The organism is Salinibacillus aidingensis (genome assembly GCF_055393355.1).
In genome coordinates, this window is sequence record NZ_AP043759.1 from 40,994 (window position 1) to 56,429 (window position 15,436).

Sequence of the window (15,436 nt, forward strand, 5' to 3'; positions counted from 1 at the left end):
ACTATACTCTAGGAAGGAGAAAAGTTCATGGCTAGAGAGTTCTCCTTGGAAAGAACACGTAATATTGGGATAATGGCCCATATTGATGCCGGTAAAACAACCGCAACTGAACGTATTCTTTTCTATACAGGACGTATCCATAAAATTGGGGAAACTCACGAAGGTGCTTCCCAAATGGACTGGATGGATCAGGAGCAGGAACGCGGAATTACCATTACTTCCGCTGCAACAACTGCTCAGTGGAAAGATCACCGTATCAATATCATTGATACACCAGGACACGTGGACTTCACGGTAGAAGTTGAACGTTCATTGCGTGTTTTGGATGGCTCCGTGGCCGTACTGGATGCGCAATCCGGAGTGGAGCCGCAGACAGAAACGGTTTGGCGTCAGGCTACAACCTATCATGTACCGCGTGTTGTGTTTGTTAACAAAATGGATAAAGTAGGGGCGGACTTCCTATACTCAGTAAGCACCCTGCATGATCGTTTAGGTGCAAACGCACAAGCGGTTCAACTTCCTATCGGTGCCGAAGATGAATTTGAAGGTATTATTGATTTAGTCACCATGCAGGCATTCTATTACATGGATGACCTCGGTACTCGTACAGAATCAAGACCTATTCCTGATGAATACAAGGAGCAGGCAGAAGAATATCGCGCCAAATTAGTGGAATCTGTAGCTGAATTGGATGAGGACCTCATGATGAAGTATCTTGAAGGTGAAGAGATTACGAATGAGGAACTTAAACAAGCAATTCGTACAGCTACACTAAACGTTGAATTCTATCCTGTACTAGTAGGTTCTGCCTTCAAAAACAAAGGGGTTCAATTACTGATTGATGCAGTTATTGACTATCTGCCATCTCCATTAGATGTACCTCCAATTGAAGGTAAAGACAGAGAAACAGAGGAAGAGGTTGTTCGTAAGGCGGATGACAATGAGCCATTCTCAGCTCTTGCCTTTAAGGTAATGTCAGACCCATATGTTGGTAAGCTTACATTCTTCCGGGTATATTCAGGAACGTTGAGCTCTGGTTCTTATATCCAGAACTCAACGAAAGATAAGCGTGAACGTGTAGGACGTATTCTGCAAATGCATGCAAACTCCCGTGAAGAAATTTCAACGGTTTATGCCGGTGATATTGCTGCTGCTGTTGGTTTAAAAGATACAGGTACTGGTGATACTCTGGTTGCAGAGAAAAGTAATATTATTCTTGAATCCATGGAATTCCCAGAGCCGGTTATCTCTGTGGCCATCGAGCCAAAATCAAAAGCAGACCAGGATAAAATGTCCGTTGCCTTGGGTAAATTAGCTGAAGAGGATCCAACCTTTAAGGCTGAAACCAATACAGAGACGGGTCAGACCATTATCTCTGGTATGGGTGAGCTTCACCTTGATATTATCGTTGACCGCTTGAAGCGTGAATTTAAAGTGGAAGCAAACATTGGTTCACCACAGGTTGCTTACCGCGAAACCTTCCGTGCACCTGCCGAAGTTGAAGGTAAATTTGTTCGACAATCCGGTGGACGTGGACAATATGGTCACGTTTGGGTTAAATTCGAACCAAATGATGAAGGTGCAGGATATGAGTTCGTCGATAAAATTGTCGGAGGGGTTGTTCCTCGTGAATACATTCCATCCGTCGATCAGGGAATTCAGGAAGCTCTTGAAAATGGAGTTCTTGCAGGATACCCTCTTATCGATGTAAAAGCTACTTTATATGATGGTTCCTACCACGACGTTGACTCTAACGAGATGGCGTTTAAAGTAGCAGCTTCAATGGCTGTTCGTGAGGCGAAAAACAAATGTAACCCGGTTCTTCTTGAGCCAATGATGAAAGTGGAAATTGTGATTCCTGAAGAATACATGGGTGACATTATGGGTGATGTTACATCCCGTCGTGGACGCGTTGAAGGTATGGAAGGACGTGGAAACGCACAGGTAGTAAATGCCTTTGTTCCACTATCAGAAATGTTTGGTTATGCAACGTCACTACGTTCCAACACACAAGGACGTGGAACGTACACTATGCACTTCAGTCACTATGAAGAGGTGCCAAAATCTATTTCTGATGAAATTATTAAAAAAAATAATGGATGATAATTGATTTTTTCATCCTCATCCATTATAAATGAAGTTAGAGGCTTGGGAGTGTGTGTAAGTCTCTATGATCCGCACTTCCAAGTAAACTATATAAATTCTATCCATAGGAAACAATTATTTATTTAAGGAGGAAATATAAATGGGTAAAGAAAAATTTGATCGTTCCAAATCGCACATTAACATTGGAACTATTGGTCACGTTGACCATGGTAAAACTACTTTAACTGCAGCTATCACTACTGCTCTTTACAACAAGACAGGTACTGGTGAAGCAATGGCTTATGACACTATCGACGGTGCTCCAGAAGAGCGTGAACGTGGAATCACAATCTCTACTGCACACGTTGAGTATGAAACAGATACTCGTCACTATGCACACGTTGACTGCCCAGGTCACGCTGACTATGTTAAAAACATGATCACTGGTGCAGCACAAATGGATGGTGCGATTCTTGTTGTTTCTGCAGCTGATGGTCCAATGCCACAAACTCGTGAGCACATTCTTCTATCCCGTCAGGTTGGTGTGCCAGCGATTGTTGTATTCCTAAACAAAGTTGACATGGTAGACGACGAAGAGCTATTAGAACTAGTAGAAATGGAAGTACGTGATCTTCTATCTGAATACGACTTCCCTGGTGATGACATTCCAGTAGTTGCCGGTTCAGCTCTTAAAGCTCTTGAAGGTGAAGAAGAGTATGTAAACAAAATCTTTGAACTTATGGATGCTGTTGATGAGTACATTCCAGCTCCAGACCGTGACACTGATAAGCCATTCATGATGCCAGTTGAGGACGTATTCTCCATCACTGGTCGTGGTACAGTTGCAACAGGTCGTGTTGAGCGTGGACAAGTAAAAGTAGGTGACGATGTAGAAATCATCGGACTTGCTGAAGAATCCTCCAAAACAACTGTAACTGGTGTTGAGATGTTCCGTAAGCTTCTTGACTACGCTGAAGCTGGTGACAACATTGGTGCACTTCTACGTGGTGTAGCCCGTGAAGAAGTAAACCGTGGCCAAGTTTTAGCTAAGCCTGGTTCCATCACACCACACACAAAGTTTAAAGCAGAGGTTTATGTACTATCTAAAGATGAAGGTGGACGTCACACTCCATTCTTCTCTAACTACCGTCCACAGTTCTACTTCCGTACAACAGACGTAACTGGTGTTATCCAGCTGCCTGAAGGAGTAGAAATGGTTATGCCTGGCGATAACGTAGAAATGGATGTTGAGCTTATTTCTCCAATCGCTATCGAAGACGGTACGAAATTCTCTATCCGTGAAGGCGGACGTACTGTAGGCGCTGGTGTTGTTTCTACAATTGAAAAGTAATGAATAAGGATTTGCAAAAAGGAGCTATCTCAATGAATGAGATAGCTCCTTTTTTTGTTGGATGATTGATATAAATTCGGGAATATGGAAAACTTGTATTGATCTTGAAGGACAAAGAAGATAGAAGAATATAAAGGATATATTAAAAAAACAACTTACTAAAAAGTTCATTATACATATGGTGAATGACCTTGAATCGCAATCGTGTTACAATATAACCTTCATCAGTTGAAAAAAAGACAACTCTCATTAATGCAAAACCCTTTGGTTAAATAAGATATGTATCACAACTCAGAAGGAAAATTATACCATATGCATCTGTATGTTGAAATCCGATGAATATGTATGTATAATAAATCAAGTGTCAATCATGCATAAAGAATGAATTCATGGTTGCAAACCGCCTTTATTTTCTATATAATAAGAAATGTTGGCTATAAAGGCGATGATGCGAAAGGTTGCCGAAACACCCGGCCCCTTTGCCATGGCGGGTGGTTGGGAAATTTTCGCGGAGTATGTCTATTCAAAATGGGCGAAAAGGAGGGAAAGTAATGGCAAAAGAAAAGATTCGTATTCGTTTGAAAGCATATGATCACAGAATTTTGGATCAATCAGCTGTAAAAATCGTGGACACAGCGAAGCGTTCTGGTGCTAATGTTTCAGGGCCAATTCCGCTTCCAACAGAAAGATCGGTTTACACAGTTCTTCGTGCTGTACACAAGTATAAGGATGCTCGTGAGCAATTTGAAATGCGCACACATAAGCGTTTAATTGATATTGTAAACCCAACTCCTCAGACGGTTGATTCACTAATGCGTTTGGATCTTCCATCTGGCGTGGATATTGAAATAAAACTATAAAAAATATGATTGAAAAATAGGAGGTGTAACGGATGGCGAAAGGAATCTTAGGTCGAAAAATTGGCATGACTCAACTTTTCTCTGAAGAAGGAGAAATGGTTCCTGTAACAGTCGTTCAAGCTGAACCTAACGTAGTTTTACAAACAAAGACTGTTGAAAACGATGGTTATGAAGCTGTTCAATTGGGAATTGCCGATAAAAAAGAAGTTCGATCAAATAAACCTGAAAAGGGTCATGCTGAAAAAGCAAATACAAACCCTAAGCGCTACGTTCGCGAAATCCGTAATACAAATCTTGACGACTATGAAGTGGGTCAAGAAGTGAAAGTGAATGTTTTTGAACCTGGAGAAAAAATTGATGTAACAGGTACTTCCAAAGGCAAAGGGTTCCAAGGTGCAATTAAGCGGCACAACCAGGCTCGCGGACCAATGACACACGGTTCTCATTATCACAGAAGCCCAGGTGCAATGGGGGCTATTGACCCTATGCACGTATTTAAAGGGAAAAAGCTTCCTGGTCAAATGGGTGGAAACACTGTTACAATTCAAAACCTTGAAGTAGTCAAAGTAGATGAAGAAAACAATCTACTACTTATTAAAGGTAATGTGCCAGGTGCCAAAAAATCTTACGTAACGATCACAAGTGCGGTAAAGGCGTAGAAGACTATTAAATGAAGGGAGGATATGTCATGCCTAAAGTAGCACTATACAAGCAAGATGGCTCAAAAGCTGGAGATGTAGAACTAGTAGAAGCTGTCTTTGGAATTGAACCAAACACTCACGTATTACATGAAGCGGTTCAGACACAGCAAGCTTCTTTGCGTCAAGGTACGCATAAAGTGAAGAATCGTTCTGAAGTTAGTGGCGGAGGTCGTAAGCCATGGCGTCAAAAAGGAACAGGACGTGCGCGCCAAGGTTCTATCCGTTCACCACAATGGGTAGGTGGAGGAACTGTTTTCGGTCCTACACCGCGCAGTTACAGCTATAAGCTTCCTAAAAAGGTTCGCCGTTTAGCGTTAAGATCTGCACTTTCTTCTAAAGTAAAAGAAGAGAGTATTTATGTGTTAGATAACCTTTCTTTTGATGCACCAAAAACAAAAGAAGTTGTTAAAATGCTAGAAGGTTTAAACGTTCCGGAAGATACGTTGATAGTAACTGCTGACAGTGATGAAAATGTTGAGCGTTCAGCTAATAACATCCAAGGTGTTAAAGTGCTGACAGTTGAGCAGGTAAACGTACTTGACCTGTTAACTCACGACAAGTTAGTGATTACGAAGGATGCAGCCGAAAAAGCAGGGGAGGTGCTCGCATAATGAAAGATCCACGCGATATTATAAAGCGCCCTGTCATTACGGAGGATTCAGCCGACTTGATGATTGACAAGAAATACACTTTTGAAGTTGATTCAAAAGCAAATAAAACAGAAATCAAAAATGCGGTTGAAGTAATTTTTGGTGTTCAAGTAGATAAAGTGAACACATTGAATCAAAAAGGTAAATTCAGAAGAATGGGACGTTACGGTGGATATCGTCCAAATCGTAAAAAGGCTGTTGTGCAGCTTACAGAAGACAGTAAAGAATTGGACTTCTTTGAAGGTGTATAAGCCGAACAATTGAAACTAAAGGAGGGAAATAGAGATGGCGATTAAAAAATTCAAACCAACATCAAACGGTCGTCGTAATATGTCTGCATCAGATTTTGCTGAAATTACGACGAACAAACCTGAAAAAACCTTGCTTGCACCACTAAGTAAAAGAGCAGGTCGTAACAATCAGGGGCGTTTGACCACTCGTCATCAAGGTGGCGGTCATAAGCGTAAATACCGTATTATTGACTTCAAGCGTGATAAAGATGGTATACCAGGACGCGTTGCCACTGTAGAATATGATCCAAACCGTTCTGCAAACATTGCACTTATTCATTATGCAGATGGTGAAAAGCGATATATCCTAGCACCTAAAGGTCTTAAAGTAGGCGATGAGATTCAATCAGGTCAAGGTGCTGACATTAAAACAGGTAATGCTTTAGAGCTTAAAGACATCCCTGTTGGTACAATTATTCACAACGTAGAATTAAAGCCTGGCCGTGGCGGACAGCTTGTTCGTTCAGCAGGAGCACAGGCGCAAATCCTTGGTAGAGAAGGGAAGTATGTATTAGTACGTCTTGCATCCGGTGAGACACGCATGATCTTATCTTCCTGCCGTGCAACTGTAGGTCAAGTTGGAAACATTGAGCACGAACTTATTACTGTAGGTAAAGCTGGACGTACTCGCTGGCAAGGTAAGCGTCCAACAGTACGTGGTTCTGTTATGAACCCAGTTGATCACCCTCACGGTGGTGGTGAAGGTCGCGCACCAGTCGGACTTCCATCTCCAATGTCACCATGGGGCAAACCTACGCTTGGACTTAAGACTCGTAAACGTAACAAACCATCTGATAAATATATTGTACGTAGACGTAAGAAAAAATAGCGGGATTGAAAGGCGCTGCGTTTAAGTCTATCAATCGCGAAGGGAGGTTTACTGATGGGTCGTAGTTTGAAAAAAGGACCTTTCGTGGATGATCATTTAATGAAAAAAGTTGAGAATCTGAACGAATCTAATAAAAAGCAAGTCGTTAAAACATGGTCTCGTCGTTCTACCATCTTTCCTAACTTTGTAGGACACACCATTGCGGTATATGATGGACGCAAACATGTACCTGTTTATGTTACGGAAGATATGGTCGGTCATAAATTAGGTGAATTCGCACCTACACGCACATTTAAAGGCCATGCCGGCGACGATAAAAAAACAAAACGCTAATGAGAGGAGGCACACAAGATGCAAGCTAAAGCCGTTGCAAAAACTGTTCGTATCGCTCCTCGTAAGGCTCGCTTAGTGGTTGACTTAATTCGAGGAAAAGAAGTTGGCGAAGCTTTTGCTATTTTAAATCATACAAACCGTGCGGCTTCTCCAATCGTAGAAAAAGTGTTAAAATCTGCTGTTGCGAACGCAGAGCACAATTATGAATTGGATCCTGATAACCTGGTTATTTCAGAAGCATTTGTAAATGAGGGTGTTACGTTGAAACGTTTCCGTCCTCGTGCACAAGGTCGCGCAACCCAAATCAATAAACGCACTAGCCATATTACGGTTACTGTATCAGAAAAGAAGGAGGGATAATCTGTGGGTCAAAAAGTTAATCCTGTAGGTCTGCGAGTAGGCGTTATTCGCGACTGGGAATCAAAATGGTACGCAGGAAATGATTATTCAGATCTATTGCATGAAGATATTAAAATTCGTGAATATATTGAAAACCGCCTGAGTGATGCTGCCCTTTCCTCTGTTGAGATCGAACGTGCAGCAAGCCGTATCAATATTACCGTTCACACAGCTAAGCCAGGAATGGTAATCGGTAAAGGTGGTTCTGAAGTAGAAGCACTTCGTAAATCATTAAACAACCTTACAGGTAAGAAGGTTCATATCAACATTGTTGAAGTTAAGAAACCAGAGCTTGATGCAACTCTAGTTGCAGATAACATTGCTCGTCAATTGGAAAATCGTGTTTCATTCCGTCGTGTACAAAAGCAGGCCATTCAAAGAGCTATGCGTGCAGGCGCTAAAGGAATCAGAACTCAAGTATCAGGTCGTCTTGGCGGTGCTGATATTGCTCGTGTTGAAGATTACAGCGAAGGTACTGTACCACTTCACACGCTTCGTGCAGACATTGATTATGGAACTGCAGAAGCCGACACTACTTACGGTAAACTAGGTGTTAAAGTGTGGATTTATCGTGGTGAAGTCCTTCCAACGAAGAATGAAGATTAAGGAAGGGGGAAAAGCAAAATGTTAATGCCTAAACGTGTTAAATATCGTAAACAATTTCGTGGTAACCTGAAAGGTCGCGCTAAAGGTGGTACGAGTGTTTCTTTCGGTGAATACGGACTTCAGGCGGTTGATGGTGCATGGATTACCAGTCGTCAAATCGAAGCAGCCCGTATTGCTATGACTCGTTACATGAAGCGTGGAGGTAAAGTCTGGATTAAGATTTTCCCGGATAAGCCAAAAACTGCTAAGCCACTTGAAGTTCGAATGGGTTCCGGTAAAGGTGCTCCTGAAGGATGGGTAGCAGTTGTAAAACCTGGTAAGATCATGTTTGAAGTTGCAGGTGTTTCTGAAGAAGTTGCTCGCGAAGCATTACGTCTTGCTTCTCACAAACTGCCGATTAAAACCAAATTTGTAAAACGTGAAGAAATTGGTGGTGAAAATAATGAAGGCTAATGAAATAAGAGATTTAACCACTGCCGAAATTGAACAAAAAGTTAAGTCTTTAAAAGAAGAGCTCTTCAATTTGCGTTTCCAACTGGCTACCGGACAGCTTGAAAACACTGCCCGTATCCGGGAAGTTCGTAAATCAATTGCTCGTATGAAGACCGTTGTACGTGAAAGAGAACTCGCCGAGTAATTTCAATATTTGAGAGGAGGTATACCTCGATGAGCGAACGTAACAATCGTAAAGTTTACACTGGTCGTGTTATATCCGACAAAATGGATAAAACCATCACAGTATTAGTTGAGACTTATAAATTCCATTCCCTATATGGAAAACGTGTTAAGTATTCTAAGAAGTTCAAAGCTCATGATGAAAACAATCAAGCTAAAAAAGGCGACGTTGTAACCATCATGGAAACTCGACCACTTTCAGCTACAAAACGTTTTCGTTTAGTTGAAGTTGTTGAAGAAGCGGTTATTATATAAGGTTTCAGAAGCTATAACGCATTTTGAAGGGAGGTCACACCGCTATGATCCAACAGGAAAGTCGTTTAAAAGTTGCGGATAACTCTGGTGCTCGTGAAGTTTCCACGATTAAAGTATTAGGTGGCTCAGGCCGCAAAACTGCGAATATCGGTGATGTTATTGTTTGTTCCGTAAAGCAGGCAACACCAGGTGGCGTTGTCAAAAAGGGTGAAGTAGTCAAAGCTGTTATTGTCCGTTCAAAAAGCGGAGTGCGTCGTAAAGATGGTTCCTATATCCGTTTTGACGAAAATGCTGCCGTAATCATTCGTGATGATAAAGGCCCGCGAGGAACACGTATTTTCGGACCTGTAGCTCGTGAATTACGTGATAATAAATTTATGAAAATTGTATCTCTAGCTCCAGAAGTTCTATAAAGAACTTAATTACGAAAAGCCTTGTAAGGAGGTGCGCGAGTCATGCATGTGAAAAAAGGTGACAAAGTTATGGTTATCTCAGGTAAGGATAAAGGCAAACAAGGAACTGTTTTACAGGCTTTCCCTAAGAAAGATCGTGTTTTAGTGGAAGGCGTAAATCAGGTGAAAAAGCACGCTAAGCCTTCTCAGGATAATCCGCAGGGCGGTATTTTAACTCAGGAAGCTGCTATTCATGTTTCAAACGTTATGCCAATTGATCCAAAATCCGGTGAACCAACACGTGTTGGTTATAGTGAAGTAGATGGTAAAAAAGTACGTATTGCAAAAAAATCCGGTGAACCATTAGATAAATAAGTCTAACGGCGAAAGGAGGGCTTAAAAAATGAGCGAACTTAAATCAAAGTATCGAAATGAAATTATTCCATCCTTAATGGAAAAGTTTAATTATGATTCTGTTATGGAAGTGCCACAAATCGAAAAGATTGTAATCAACATGGGTGTTGGTGACGCTGTTCAGAACGCAAAAGCACTGGATAATGCAGTAGAAGAGCTGACCCTTATTTCAGGTCAAAAGCCAGTCGTAACACGTGCGAAAAATTCAATCGCCGGTTTCCGTCTGCGTGAAGGTATGCCTATTGGTGCAAAAGTAACTCTACGTGGAAATCGTATGTATGAGTTTCTACAAAAGCTTATTGACGTTTCTCTTCCACGTGTGCGTGACTTCCGCGGGGTTTCCAACAAAGCCTTTGATGGTCGTGGAAACTACACATTAGGCGTAAAAGAGCAACTGATCTTCCCTGAAATTGATTACGATAAAGTAGATAAAGTACGTGGTATGGATATTGTGATTGTTTCAAGTGCCAATACTGATGAAGAAGCTCGAGAACTTCTAACTCAGTTCGGTATGCCATTCAGAAAATAGATCCTATGTAAAGGAGGTTCATTCATGGCCAAGAAATCAATGATCGCGAAGCAAAAGCGCCAGCAGAAGTTTAAAGTCCGCGAATATACCCGTTGTGAAAGATGTGGACGTCCACATTCCGTTATTCGTAAATTTAAACTTTGCCGTATTTGTTTCCGTGAATTAGCCTATAAAGGTCAAATTCCAGGCGTCAAAAAAGCTAGTTGGTAAACCCCAATAGGGAAGGAGGTAATATAAAATGACTATGACAGATCCAATTGCAGATATGCTAACTCGTATTCGTAACGCAAACATGGTACGTCATGAAAAACTGGAAGTCCCTGCTTCTAAACTAAAACAGGAAATTGCAGATATCTTAAAGCGTGAAGGATTTATTCGCGACTATGAATTTGTAAGTGACGACAAACAAGGAATCATTCGTCTGTTCCTTAAGTACGGACCTAACAATGAACGTGTAATTACGGGTCTTAAGAAAATCAGTAAGCCTGGTCTTCGTGTTTATGCCAAAGCAGACGAACTCCCACGTGTTCTTAACGGACTAGGTGTAGCAGTTGTATCCACATCAAACGGTGTTTTAACCGATAAAGAAGCTCGTCAGCAAGCAGTTGGTGGCGAAGTACTCGCTTATATTTGGTAATCCATTACGACAGGAGGTGTAGAGAATGTCTCGTATAGGCTTTAAACCAGTTGAGATTCCTGAAGGGGTAGAAGTGAACGTTAACGACGGTAAAATTGAAGTTAAAGGGCCAAAAGGTGAATTGGTTCGTTCTTTTAACCCTGACATGAATATTAAGATTGAAGATAACGTTCTAACTGTAGAACGTCCTAGCGAAAGCAAGGAGCACCGTTCTTTGCATGGAACAACACGCAGCTTAATCAGCAATATGGTTGAAGGTGTTTCCAAAGGATTCGAAAAAGCTTTGGAAATCACAGGTGTTGGTTACCGTGCACAAAAACAAGGTGACAAAATCGTTGTTAATGCCGGATATTCACATCCAGTGGAGATCGAACCTATTGAAGGCATTGATATCGAAGTTCCATCGAATACCAGAATCGTTGTAAAAGGTATTGATAAAGAAAAAGTTGGTGCTGTAGCAGCTAATCTTCGTGCGATCCGTCCACCTGAGCCTTATAAAGGTAAAGGAATTCGTTATGAGGGCGAATATGTACGTCGTAAAGAAGGTAAGACAGCTAAATAATGTTCATGTAAGGACAGAAAGGAGTGACCCAAATGATCGCAAAGAAGGACAAAAACGCTGTGCGTAAAAAGCGCCACAGTCGTATGCGTCGAAATTTATTCGGTACAGAATCCCGCCCACGTTTAAATGTGTATCGTTCAAATAAACACATTTATGCACAGCTAATCGATGACATTAATGGTGTTACAGTTGCAAGTGCATCAACTGTGGATAAAGAATTTGACCTTGACACAACAGGCAATGTTGAAGCTGCCCAGAAGGTTGGCGAACTAGTTGCTAAGCGTGCTTTGGATAAAGGCTTCAAATCAATCGTATTTGATCGCGGAGGTTACTTATATCACGGACGTGTAAAGGCATTAGCTGATAGTGCTCGTGAAACAGGTCTTGAATTTTAATCGTAAAAAGGAGGGAAATTGATGCGTACTAATATCGATCCAAACAAATTGGATATTGAAGAACGTGTAGTTACGGTCAACCGAGTAGCGAAAGTTGTGAAAGGTGGACGTCGTTTCCGTTTTACAGCTCTAGTTGTTGTGGGAGATAAAAATGGCCATGTAGGTTTTGGAACAGGAAAAGCGCAAGAGGTTCCTGAGGCTATCCGAAAGGCTATTGAAGACGGTAAGAAAAACCTGATTGAGGTGCCAATCGTAGGTACCACTATTCCGCATGAGATTCATGGTGAATTCAGTGCCGGAAACATTCTTCTAAAACCTGCTGCTGAAGGTACAGGAGTTATTGCTGGCGGACCTGTTCGTGCAGTATTAGAACTTGCTGGTATTGGCGACATTCTATCGAAATCTCTAGGATCCAACACACCAATTAACATGGTTCAAGCAACAATTAACGGCCTAAACAATCTTAAACGTGCTGAAGATGTTGCAAAACTTCGTGGCAAATCAGTAGAAGAATTGCAAGGATAAGGAGGGAAAAAACATGGCCAATAAAATAGAAGTTACCCTCACTAGAAGTTTAATTGGGAGACCAGAAGATCAGCGTGAGACAGTAAAAGCGTTAGGTCTTAAGAAAATCAATCAAAAAGTTGTTCATGATGACTCACCAGCCATTCGCGGAATGGTAGATAAAGTGTCCCATCTTGTAGCAGTTAAAGAAGCGTAATGTAAAATAGCTTAAGAGGAGGTGCAACCATGAAACTACATGAGTTAAAGTCTGAAGAAGGTACTCGTAAAAAACGTAATCGTGTAGGACGCGGAATGTCTTCAGGTAATGGTAAGACATCCGGACGTGGCCACAAAGGACAAAAAGCCCGTTCAGGCGGCGGTACTCGTCCAGGCTTTGAAGGTGGTCAGATGCCATTGTTCCAACGCCTTCCAAAACGTGGTTTTACAAACATTCATCGTAAAGAGTATGCAGTTGTAAACCTAGAAGCACTTAACCGTTTTGAGGATGGTACAGAGGTAACTCCAGAATTGTTGATTGAATCAGGAGTTGTGAGCAAGCTAAAAGCTGGAGTTAAGGTACTTGCAAAAGGTAATCTTGAAAAGAAATTAACTGTTAAAGCTCACAAGTTCTCTGCTTCAGCTAAGGAAGCGATCGAAGCGGCGGGCGGTCAAACTGAGGTGATTTAATGTTCCGTACTCTCTCCAATTTTATGCGCGTAGCTGATATTAGGCGGAAAATATTATATACCTTAATGGCACTGTTTATTTTCCGCTTAGGTACTTTTATACCTGTTCCATTTACCGATAAGGATGCCATTGACTTTATGAACCAATCCAATGTATTTGGCTTTTTGGATACATTCGGAGGGGGAGCTTTAAGTCAATTTTCCATTTTTGCTATGGGGATCATGCCTTACATTACGGCATCCATTGTTGTTCAGTTACTGCAAATGGATGTCGTCCCTAAATTTACAGAGTGGAAAAAGCAAGGTGAAATGGGACGAAAGAAATTAGCACAAGTAACCCGATATGGTACAGTTGGTCTGGCGTTCGTTCAGGCAATTGGGATGTCGGTTGGCTTTAATGCTATGACTGGCGGTCAATTAATTTCAGATCCTGGTCCATTAAAGTTTGTGATGATTGCTATCGTTCTTACTGGTGGTACTACTTTCCTTATGTGGCTGGGTGAACAAATCACGGCCAATGGGGTGGGGAACGGTATATCAATCCTGATTTTTGCAGGTATTGTAGCTGCTATTCCAACAGGTGTTAACCAGTTGTATGAACAATATATCACAGATGCTGGTGATCAGTTATTTATTAATCTGGTTATTCTGGCACTGATAGTACTTGTTATTCTTGCTGTTGTCGTAGGAGTAATCTTCATTCAGCAGGCATTACGTAAAATTCCTGTACAATATGCAAAACGTCTTGTAAATCGTTCACCGGTTGGCGGACAGTCTACACACTTGCCTTTAAAGGTTAATGCTGCAGGAGTTATCCCTGTCATTTTTGCCATTTCATTCATTATTGCACCCCGAACTGTGGCGCAATTTTTTGATGGAGATGTTGCAAGCTTTATTGAGCGTGTGTTTAACTATGAAGAACCAATTGGTATGTTGATTTATGTTACGTTAATTATTGCATTTACGTACTTCTATACATTTGTGCAGGTGAATCCTGAGCAAATGGCTGAAAACCTTAAGAAACAAGGTGGATATGTACCGGGTATTCGTCCTGGTAAAAATACCGAGACGTATCTTACTCGTGTAATGTACCGACTGACTTTTGTTGGTTCGATCTTTCTTGCATCAGTATCGGTACTGCCAATTATTTTAGGTTCGTTAGCAGGTCTTCCATCTGCAGTTCAAATTGGCGGAACCAGCTTACTCATTGTTGTCAGTGTAGGACTTGAAACGATGAAACAACTGGAAAGTCAATTGGTTAAACGCCATTATAAAGGGTTTATTAAATAACTGAAGCTTGTGTAACAAACAGCTTTGAACGGTAAACGAGAGCGAGGGGAAAAGCATGAATTTAATTTTAATGGGTCTGCCAGGTGCCGGAAAAGGTACGCAAGCAGAGAAAATTGTTGATAAGTATGGAATCCCTCATATCTCAACAGGAGATATGTTCCGCTCAGCTATTAAAGAAGGTACTGATTTAGGCAAACAGGCGAAGTCATTCATGGATAAAGGTGAACTTGTCCCAGATGAGGTAACCATTGGTATTGTTCGTGAGCGTTTAGGTAAGCCTGATTGTAAGAATGGATTTTTATTGGATGGTTTTCCAAGAACGATTGCTCAGGCAGAAGCACTTGAAAATCTATTGAATGATATGAATTCCAAGCTTGACTACGTACTTCATATTGATGTACCTAAGGAAAAGCTTGTTGATCGTCTGACGGGTCGTCGCATCTGTCCGAAGTGCGGGGCAACCTATCATGTTGAATTTAACCCTCCTGAAGTTGATGGAAAATGTGATGTGGATGGGGAAGCGTTAATTCAGCGTGAAGATGATCAGCCTGATACCGTTAAAAATCGTCTGGAAGTAAATATGAGCCAGGCAGAGCCATTGTTAAACTTCTATGATGAAAAAGGTTATCTTGTAACTATTGATGGTGATCGGGATATTGATCAGGTATTTTCTGATATTGATGATAAACTTGGAAAGATTTCTTCATAATCATTTGCAAAACTCCCTGTGAAATTGTTATGATTCGAGAGTCCTTTATTTTCACTGGAGGATAAGTTTGTTATGCCATGATGGACTATACATTGAAGCTTTCCTGAAGGTATAATAGACGTTGTGAAGGGATGCCGGTGTTCACATACAATGAAAATGTGAATGATGGGATTCCCATGATTTAAGAAGAATGATAGCAAAAGTTTAGATTTAAAATAAATATTCTTTTTGGCATATATTAATCGTTACTTGAGGAGTTAAAAGGAAAAAACCCCAAGTGAAGG

The 15,436-nt window shown here is 41.2% G+C and carries 25 protein-coding genes; all 25 read left to right on the forward strand.

From position 1 onward, the window contains the following. Positions 1–27: 27 nt before the first annotated feature. Positions 28–2,103: an elongation factor G gene (gene fusA / locus ACZ5OK_RS00220; RefSeq protein ID WP_343843757.1), complete on the forward strand. Its 2,076-nt coding sequence runs from the start codon at positions 28–30 to the stop codon at positions 2,101–2,103. A gap of 142 nt (positions 2,104–2,245) precedes the next feature. Further along, the gene (gene tuf, locus ACZ5OK_RS00225; RefSeq protein ID WP_343843759.1) at positions 2,246–3,436 is read left to right on the forward strand and encodes an elongation factor Tu; all 1,191 of its coding nucleotides are present in this window, start codon (positions 2,246–2,248) and stop codon (positions 3,434–3,436) included. A gap of 551 nt (positions 3,437–3,987) precedes the next feature. Continuing rightward, positions 3,988–4,296, forward strand: a complete 309-nt coding sequence (gene rpsJ / locus ACZ5OK_RS00230) for a 30S ribosomal protein S10 (protein WP_044153356.1) — start codon at positions 3,988–3,990, stop codon at positions 4,294–4,296. Between the two features lie 32 nt (positions 4,297–4,328). Continuing rightward, the gene (gene rplC, locus ACZ5OK_RS00235) at positions 4,329–4,955 is read left to right on the forward strand and encodes a 50S ribosomal protein L3 (protein WP_343843763.1); all 627 of its coding nucleotides are present in this window, start codon (positions 4,329–4,331) and stop codon (positions 4,953–4,955) included. Positions 4,956–4,984: 29 nt separating this feature from the next. After that, positions 4,985–5,608, forward strand: a complete 624-nt coding sequence (gene rplD, locus ACZ5OK_RS00240) for a 50S ribosomal protein L4 (RefSeq protein ID WP_343843766.1) — start codon at positions 4,985–4,987, stop codon at positions 5,606–5,608. Beyond that, on the forward strand, positions 5,608–5,898 hold the full coding sequence (gene rplW, locus ACZ5OK_RS00245; RefSeq protein WP_343843769.1) for a 50S ribosomal protein L23: 291 nt from the start codon (positions 5,608–5,610) through the stop codon (positions 5,896–5,898). The genes rplD and rplW overlap by 1 nt, the downstream gene beginning before the upstream one ends. Positions 5,899–5,932: 34 nt before the next feature. Continuing rightward, a complete protein-coding gene (gene rplB / locus ACZ5OK_RS00250) occupies positions 5,933–6,766 on the forward strand; it encodes a 50S ribosomal protein L2 (RefSeq protein ID WP_343843772.1) in 834 nt (277 codons plus the stop codon). 54 nt (positions 6,767–6,820) lie between these two features. Next, entirely contained in the window at positions 6,821–7,099 is a 279-nt protein-coding gene (rpsS, locus tag ACZ5OK_RS00255; RefSeq protein WP_044153351.1) for a 30S ribosomal protein S19, read from the forward strand. Between the two features lie 18 nt (positions 7,100–7,117). Continuing rightward, positions 7,118–7,459 carry a 50S ribosomal protein L22 gene (gene rplV, locus ACZ5OK_RS00260; RefSeq protein WP_044153350.1) on the forward strand — a complete coding sequence of 114 codons (342 nt, stop codon included), beginning with the start codon at positions 7,118–7,120 and terminating at the stop codon, positions 7,457–7,459. 3 nt (positions 7,460–7,462) lie between these two features. Then, the gene (gene rpsC / locus ACZ5OK_RS00265; RefSeq protein WP_343843777.1) at positions 7,463–8,104 is read left to right on the forward strand and encodes a 30S ribosomal protein S3; all 642 of its coding nucleotides are present in this window, start codon (positions 7,463–7,465) and stop codon (positions 8,102–8,104) included. A gap of 18 nt (positions 8,105–8,122) precedes the next feature. Beyond that, positions 8,123–8,557, forward strand: coding sequence for a 50S ribosomal protein L16 (gene rplP / locus ACZ5OK_RS00270; protein WP_044153348.1), 435 nt, complete (start codon positions 8,123–8,125; stop codon positions 8,555–8,557). Continuing rightward, entirely contained in the window at positions 8,547–8,741 is a 195-nt protein-coding gene (gene rpmC, locus ACZ5OK_RS00275) for a 50S ribosomal protein L29 (RefSeq protein WP_044153347.1), read from the forward strand. Before rplP ends, rpmC begins: the two co-directional genes overlap by 11 nt. Before the next feature lie 29 nt (positions 8,742–8,770). After that, positions 8,771–9,034, forward strand: coding sequence for a 30S ribosomal protein S17 (gene rpsQ / locus ACZ5OK_RS00280; protein ID WP_343843783.1), 264 nt, complete (start codon positions 8,771–8,773; stop codon positions 9,032–9,034). Between the two features lie 44 nt (positions 9,035–9,078). Beyond that, positions 9,079–9,447, forward strand: coding sequence for a 50S ribosomal protein L14 (rplN, locus tag ACZ5OK_RS00285; RefSeq protein ID WP_044153345.1), 369 nt, complete (start codon positions 9,079–9,081; stop codon positions 9,445–9,447). Between the two features lie 42 nt (positions 9,448–9,489). Next, positions 9,490–9,801, forward strand: a complete 312-nt coding sequence (rplX, locus tag ACZ5OK_RS00290) for a 50S ribosomal protein L24 (protein WP_343843788.1) — start codon at positions 9,490–9,492, stop codon at positions 9,799–9,801. A 28-nt stretch (positions 9,802–9,829) separates the two neighbouring features. After that, positions 9,830–10,369: a 50S ribosomal protein L5 gene (gene rplE, locus ACZ5OK_RS00295; protein ID WP_343843791.1), complete on the forward strand. Its 540-nt coding sequence runs from the start codon at positions 9,830–9,832 to the stop codon at positions 10,367–10,369. Between the two features lie 24 nt (positions 10,370–10,393). Then, positions 10,394–10,579 carry a type Z 30S ribosomal protein S14 gene (locus tag ACZ5OK_RS00300; protein WP_044153340.1) on the forward strand — a complete coding sequence of 62 codons (186 nt, stop codon included), beginning with the start codon at positions 10,394–10,396 and terminating at the stop codon, positions 10,577–10,579. 28 nt (positions 10,580–10,607) lie between these two features. Continuing rightward, positions 10,608–11,006, forward strand: coding sequence for a 30S ribosomal protein S8 (gene rpsH / locus ACZ5OK_RS00305; protein ID WP_044153338.1), 399 nt, complete (start codon positions 10,608–10,610; stop codon positions 11,004–11,006). Positions 11,007–11,031: 25 nt separating this feature from the next. Then, the gene (rplF, locus tag ACZ5OK_RS00310) at positions 11,032–11,568 is read left to right on the forward strand and encodes a 50S ribosomal protein L6 (protein ID WP_343843795.1); all 537 of its coding nucleotides are present in this window, start codon (positions 11,032–11,034) and stop codon (positions 11,566–11,568) included. A 32-nt stretch (positions 11,569–11,600) separates the two neighbouring features. Beyond that, positions 11,601–11,963, forward strand: a complete 363-nt coding sequence (gene rplR, locus ACZ5OK_RS00315) for a 50S ribosomal protein L18 (protein WP_044153334.1) — start codon at positions 11,601–11,603, stop codon at positions 11,961–11,963. A 21-nt stretch (positions 11,964–11,984) separates the two neighbouring features. Next, positions 11,985–12,488: a 30S ribosomal protein S5 gene (gene rpsE, locus ACZ5OK_RS00320; protein ID WP_343843798.1), complete on the forward strand. Its 504-nt coding sequence runs from the start codon at positions 11,985–11,987 to the stop codon at positions 12,486–12,488. A gap of 13 nt (positions 12,489–12,501) precedes the next feature. After that, a complete protein-coding gene (gene rpmD, locus ACZ5OK_RS00325) occupies positions 12,502–12,684 on the forward strand; it encodes a 50S ribosomal protein L30 (RefSeq protein ID WP_044153329.1) in 183 nt (60 codons plus the stop codon). A gap of 29 nt (positions 12,685–12,713) precedes the next feature. Beyond that, entirely contained in the window at positions 12,714–13,154 is a 441-nt protein-coding gene (gene rplO / locus ACZ5OK_RS00330) for a 50S ribosomal protein L15 (protein ID WP_044153321.1), read from the forward strand. Further along, the gene (secY, locus tag ACZ5OK_RS00335) at positions 13,154–14,443 is read left to right on the forward strand and encodes a preprotein translocase subunit SecY (protein WP_343843803.1); all 1,290 of its coding nucleotides are present in this window, start codon (positions 13,154–13,156) and stop codon (positions 14,441–14,443) included. The genes rplO and secY overlap by 1 nt, the downstream gene beginning before the upstream one ends. A gap of 55 nt (positions 14,444–14,498) precedes the next feature. Continuing rightward, positions 14,499–15,152: an adenylate kinase gene (locus ACZ5OK_RS00340; protein ID WP_343843806.1), complete on the forward strand. Its 654-nt coding sequence runs from the start codon at positions 14,499–14,501 to the stop codon at positions 15,150–15,152. The last annotated feature ends 284 nt before the right edge of the window (positions 15,153–15,436 follow it).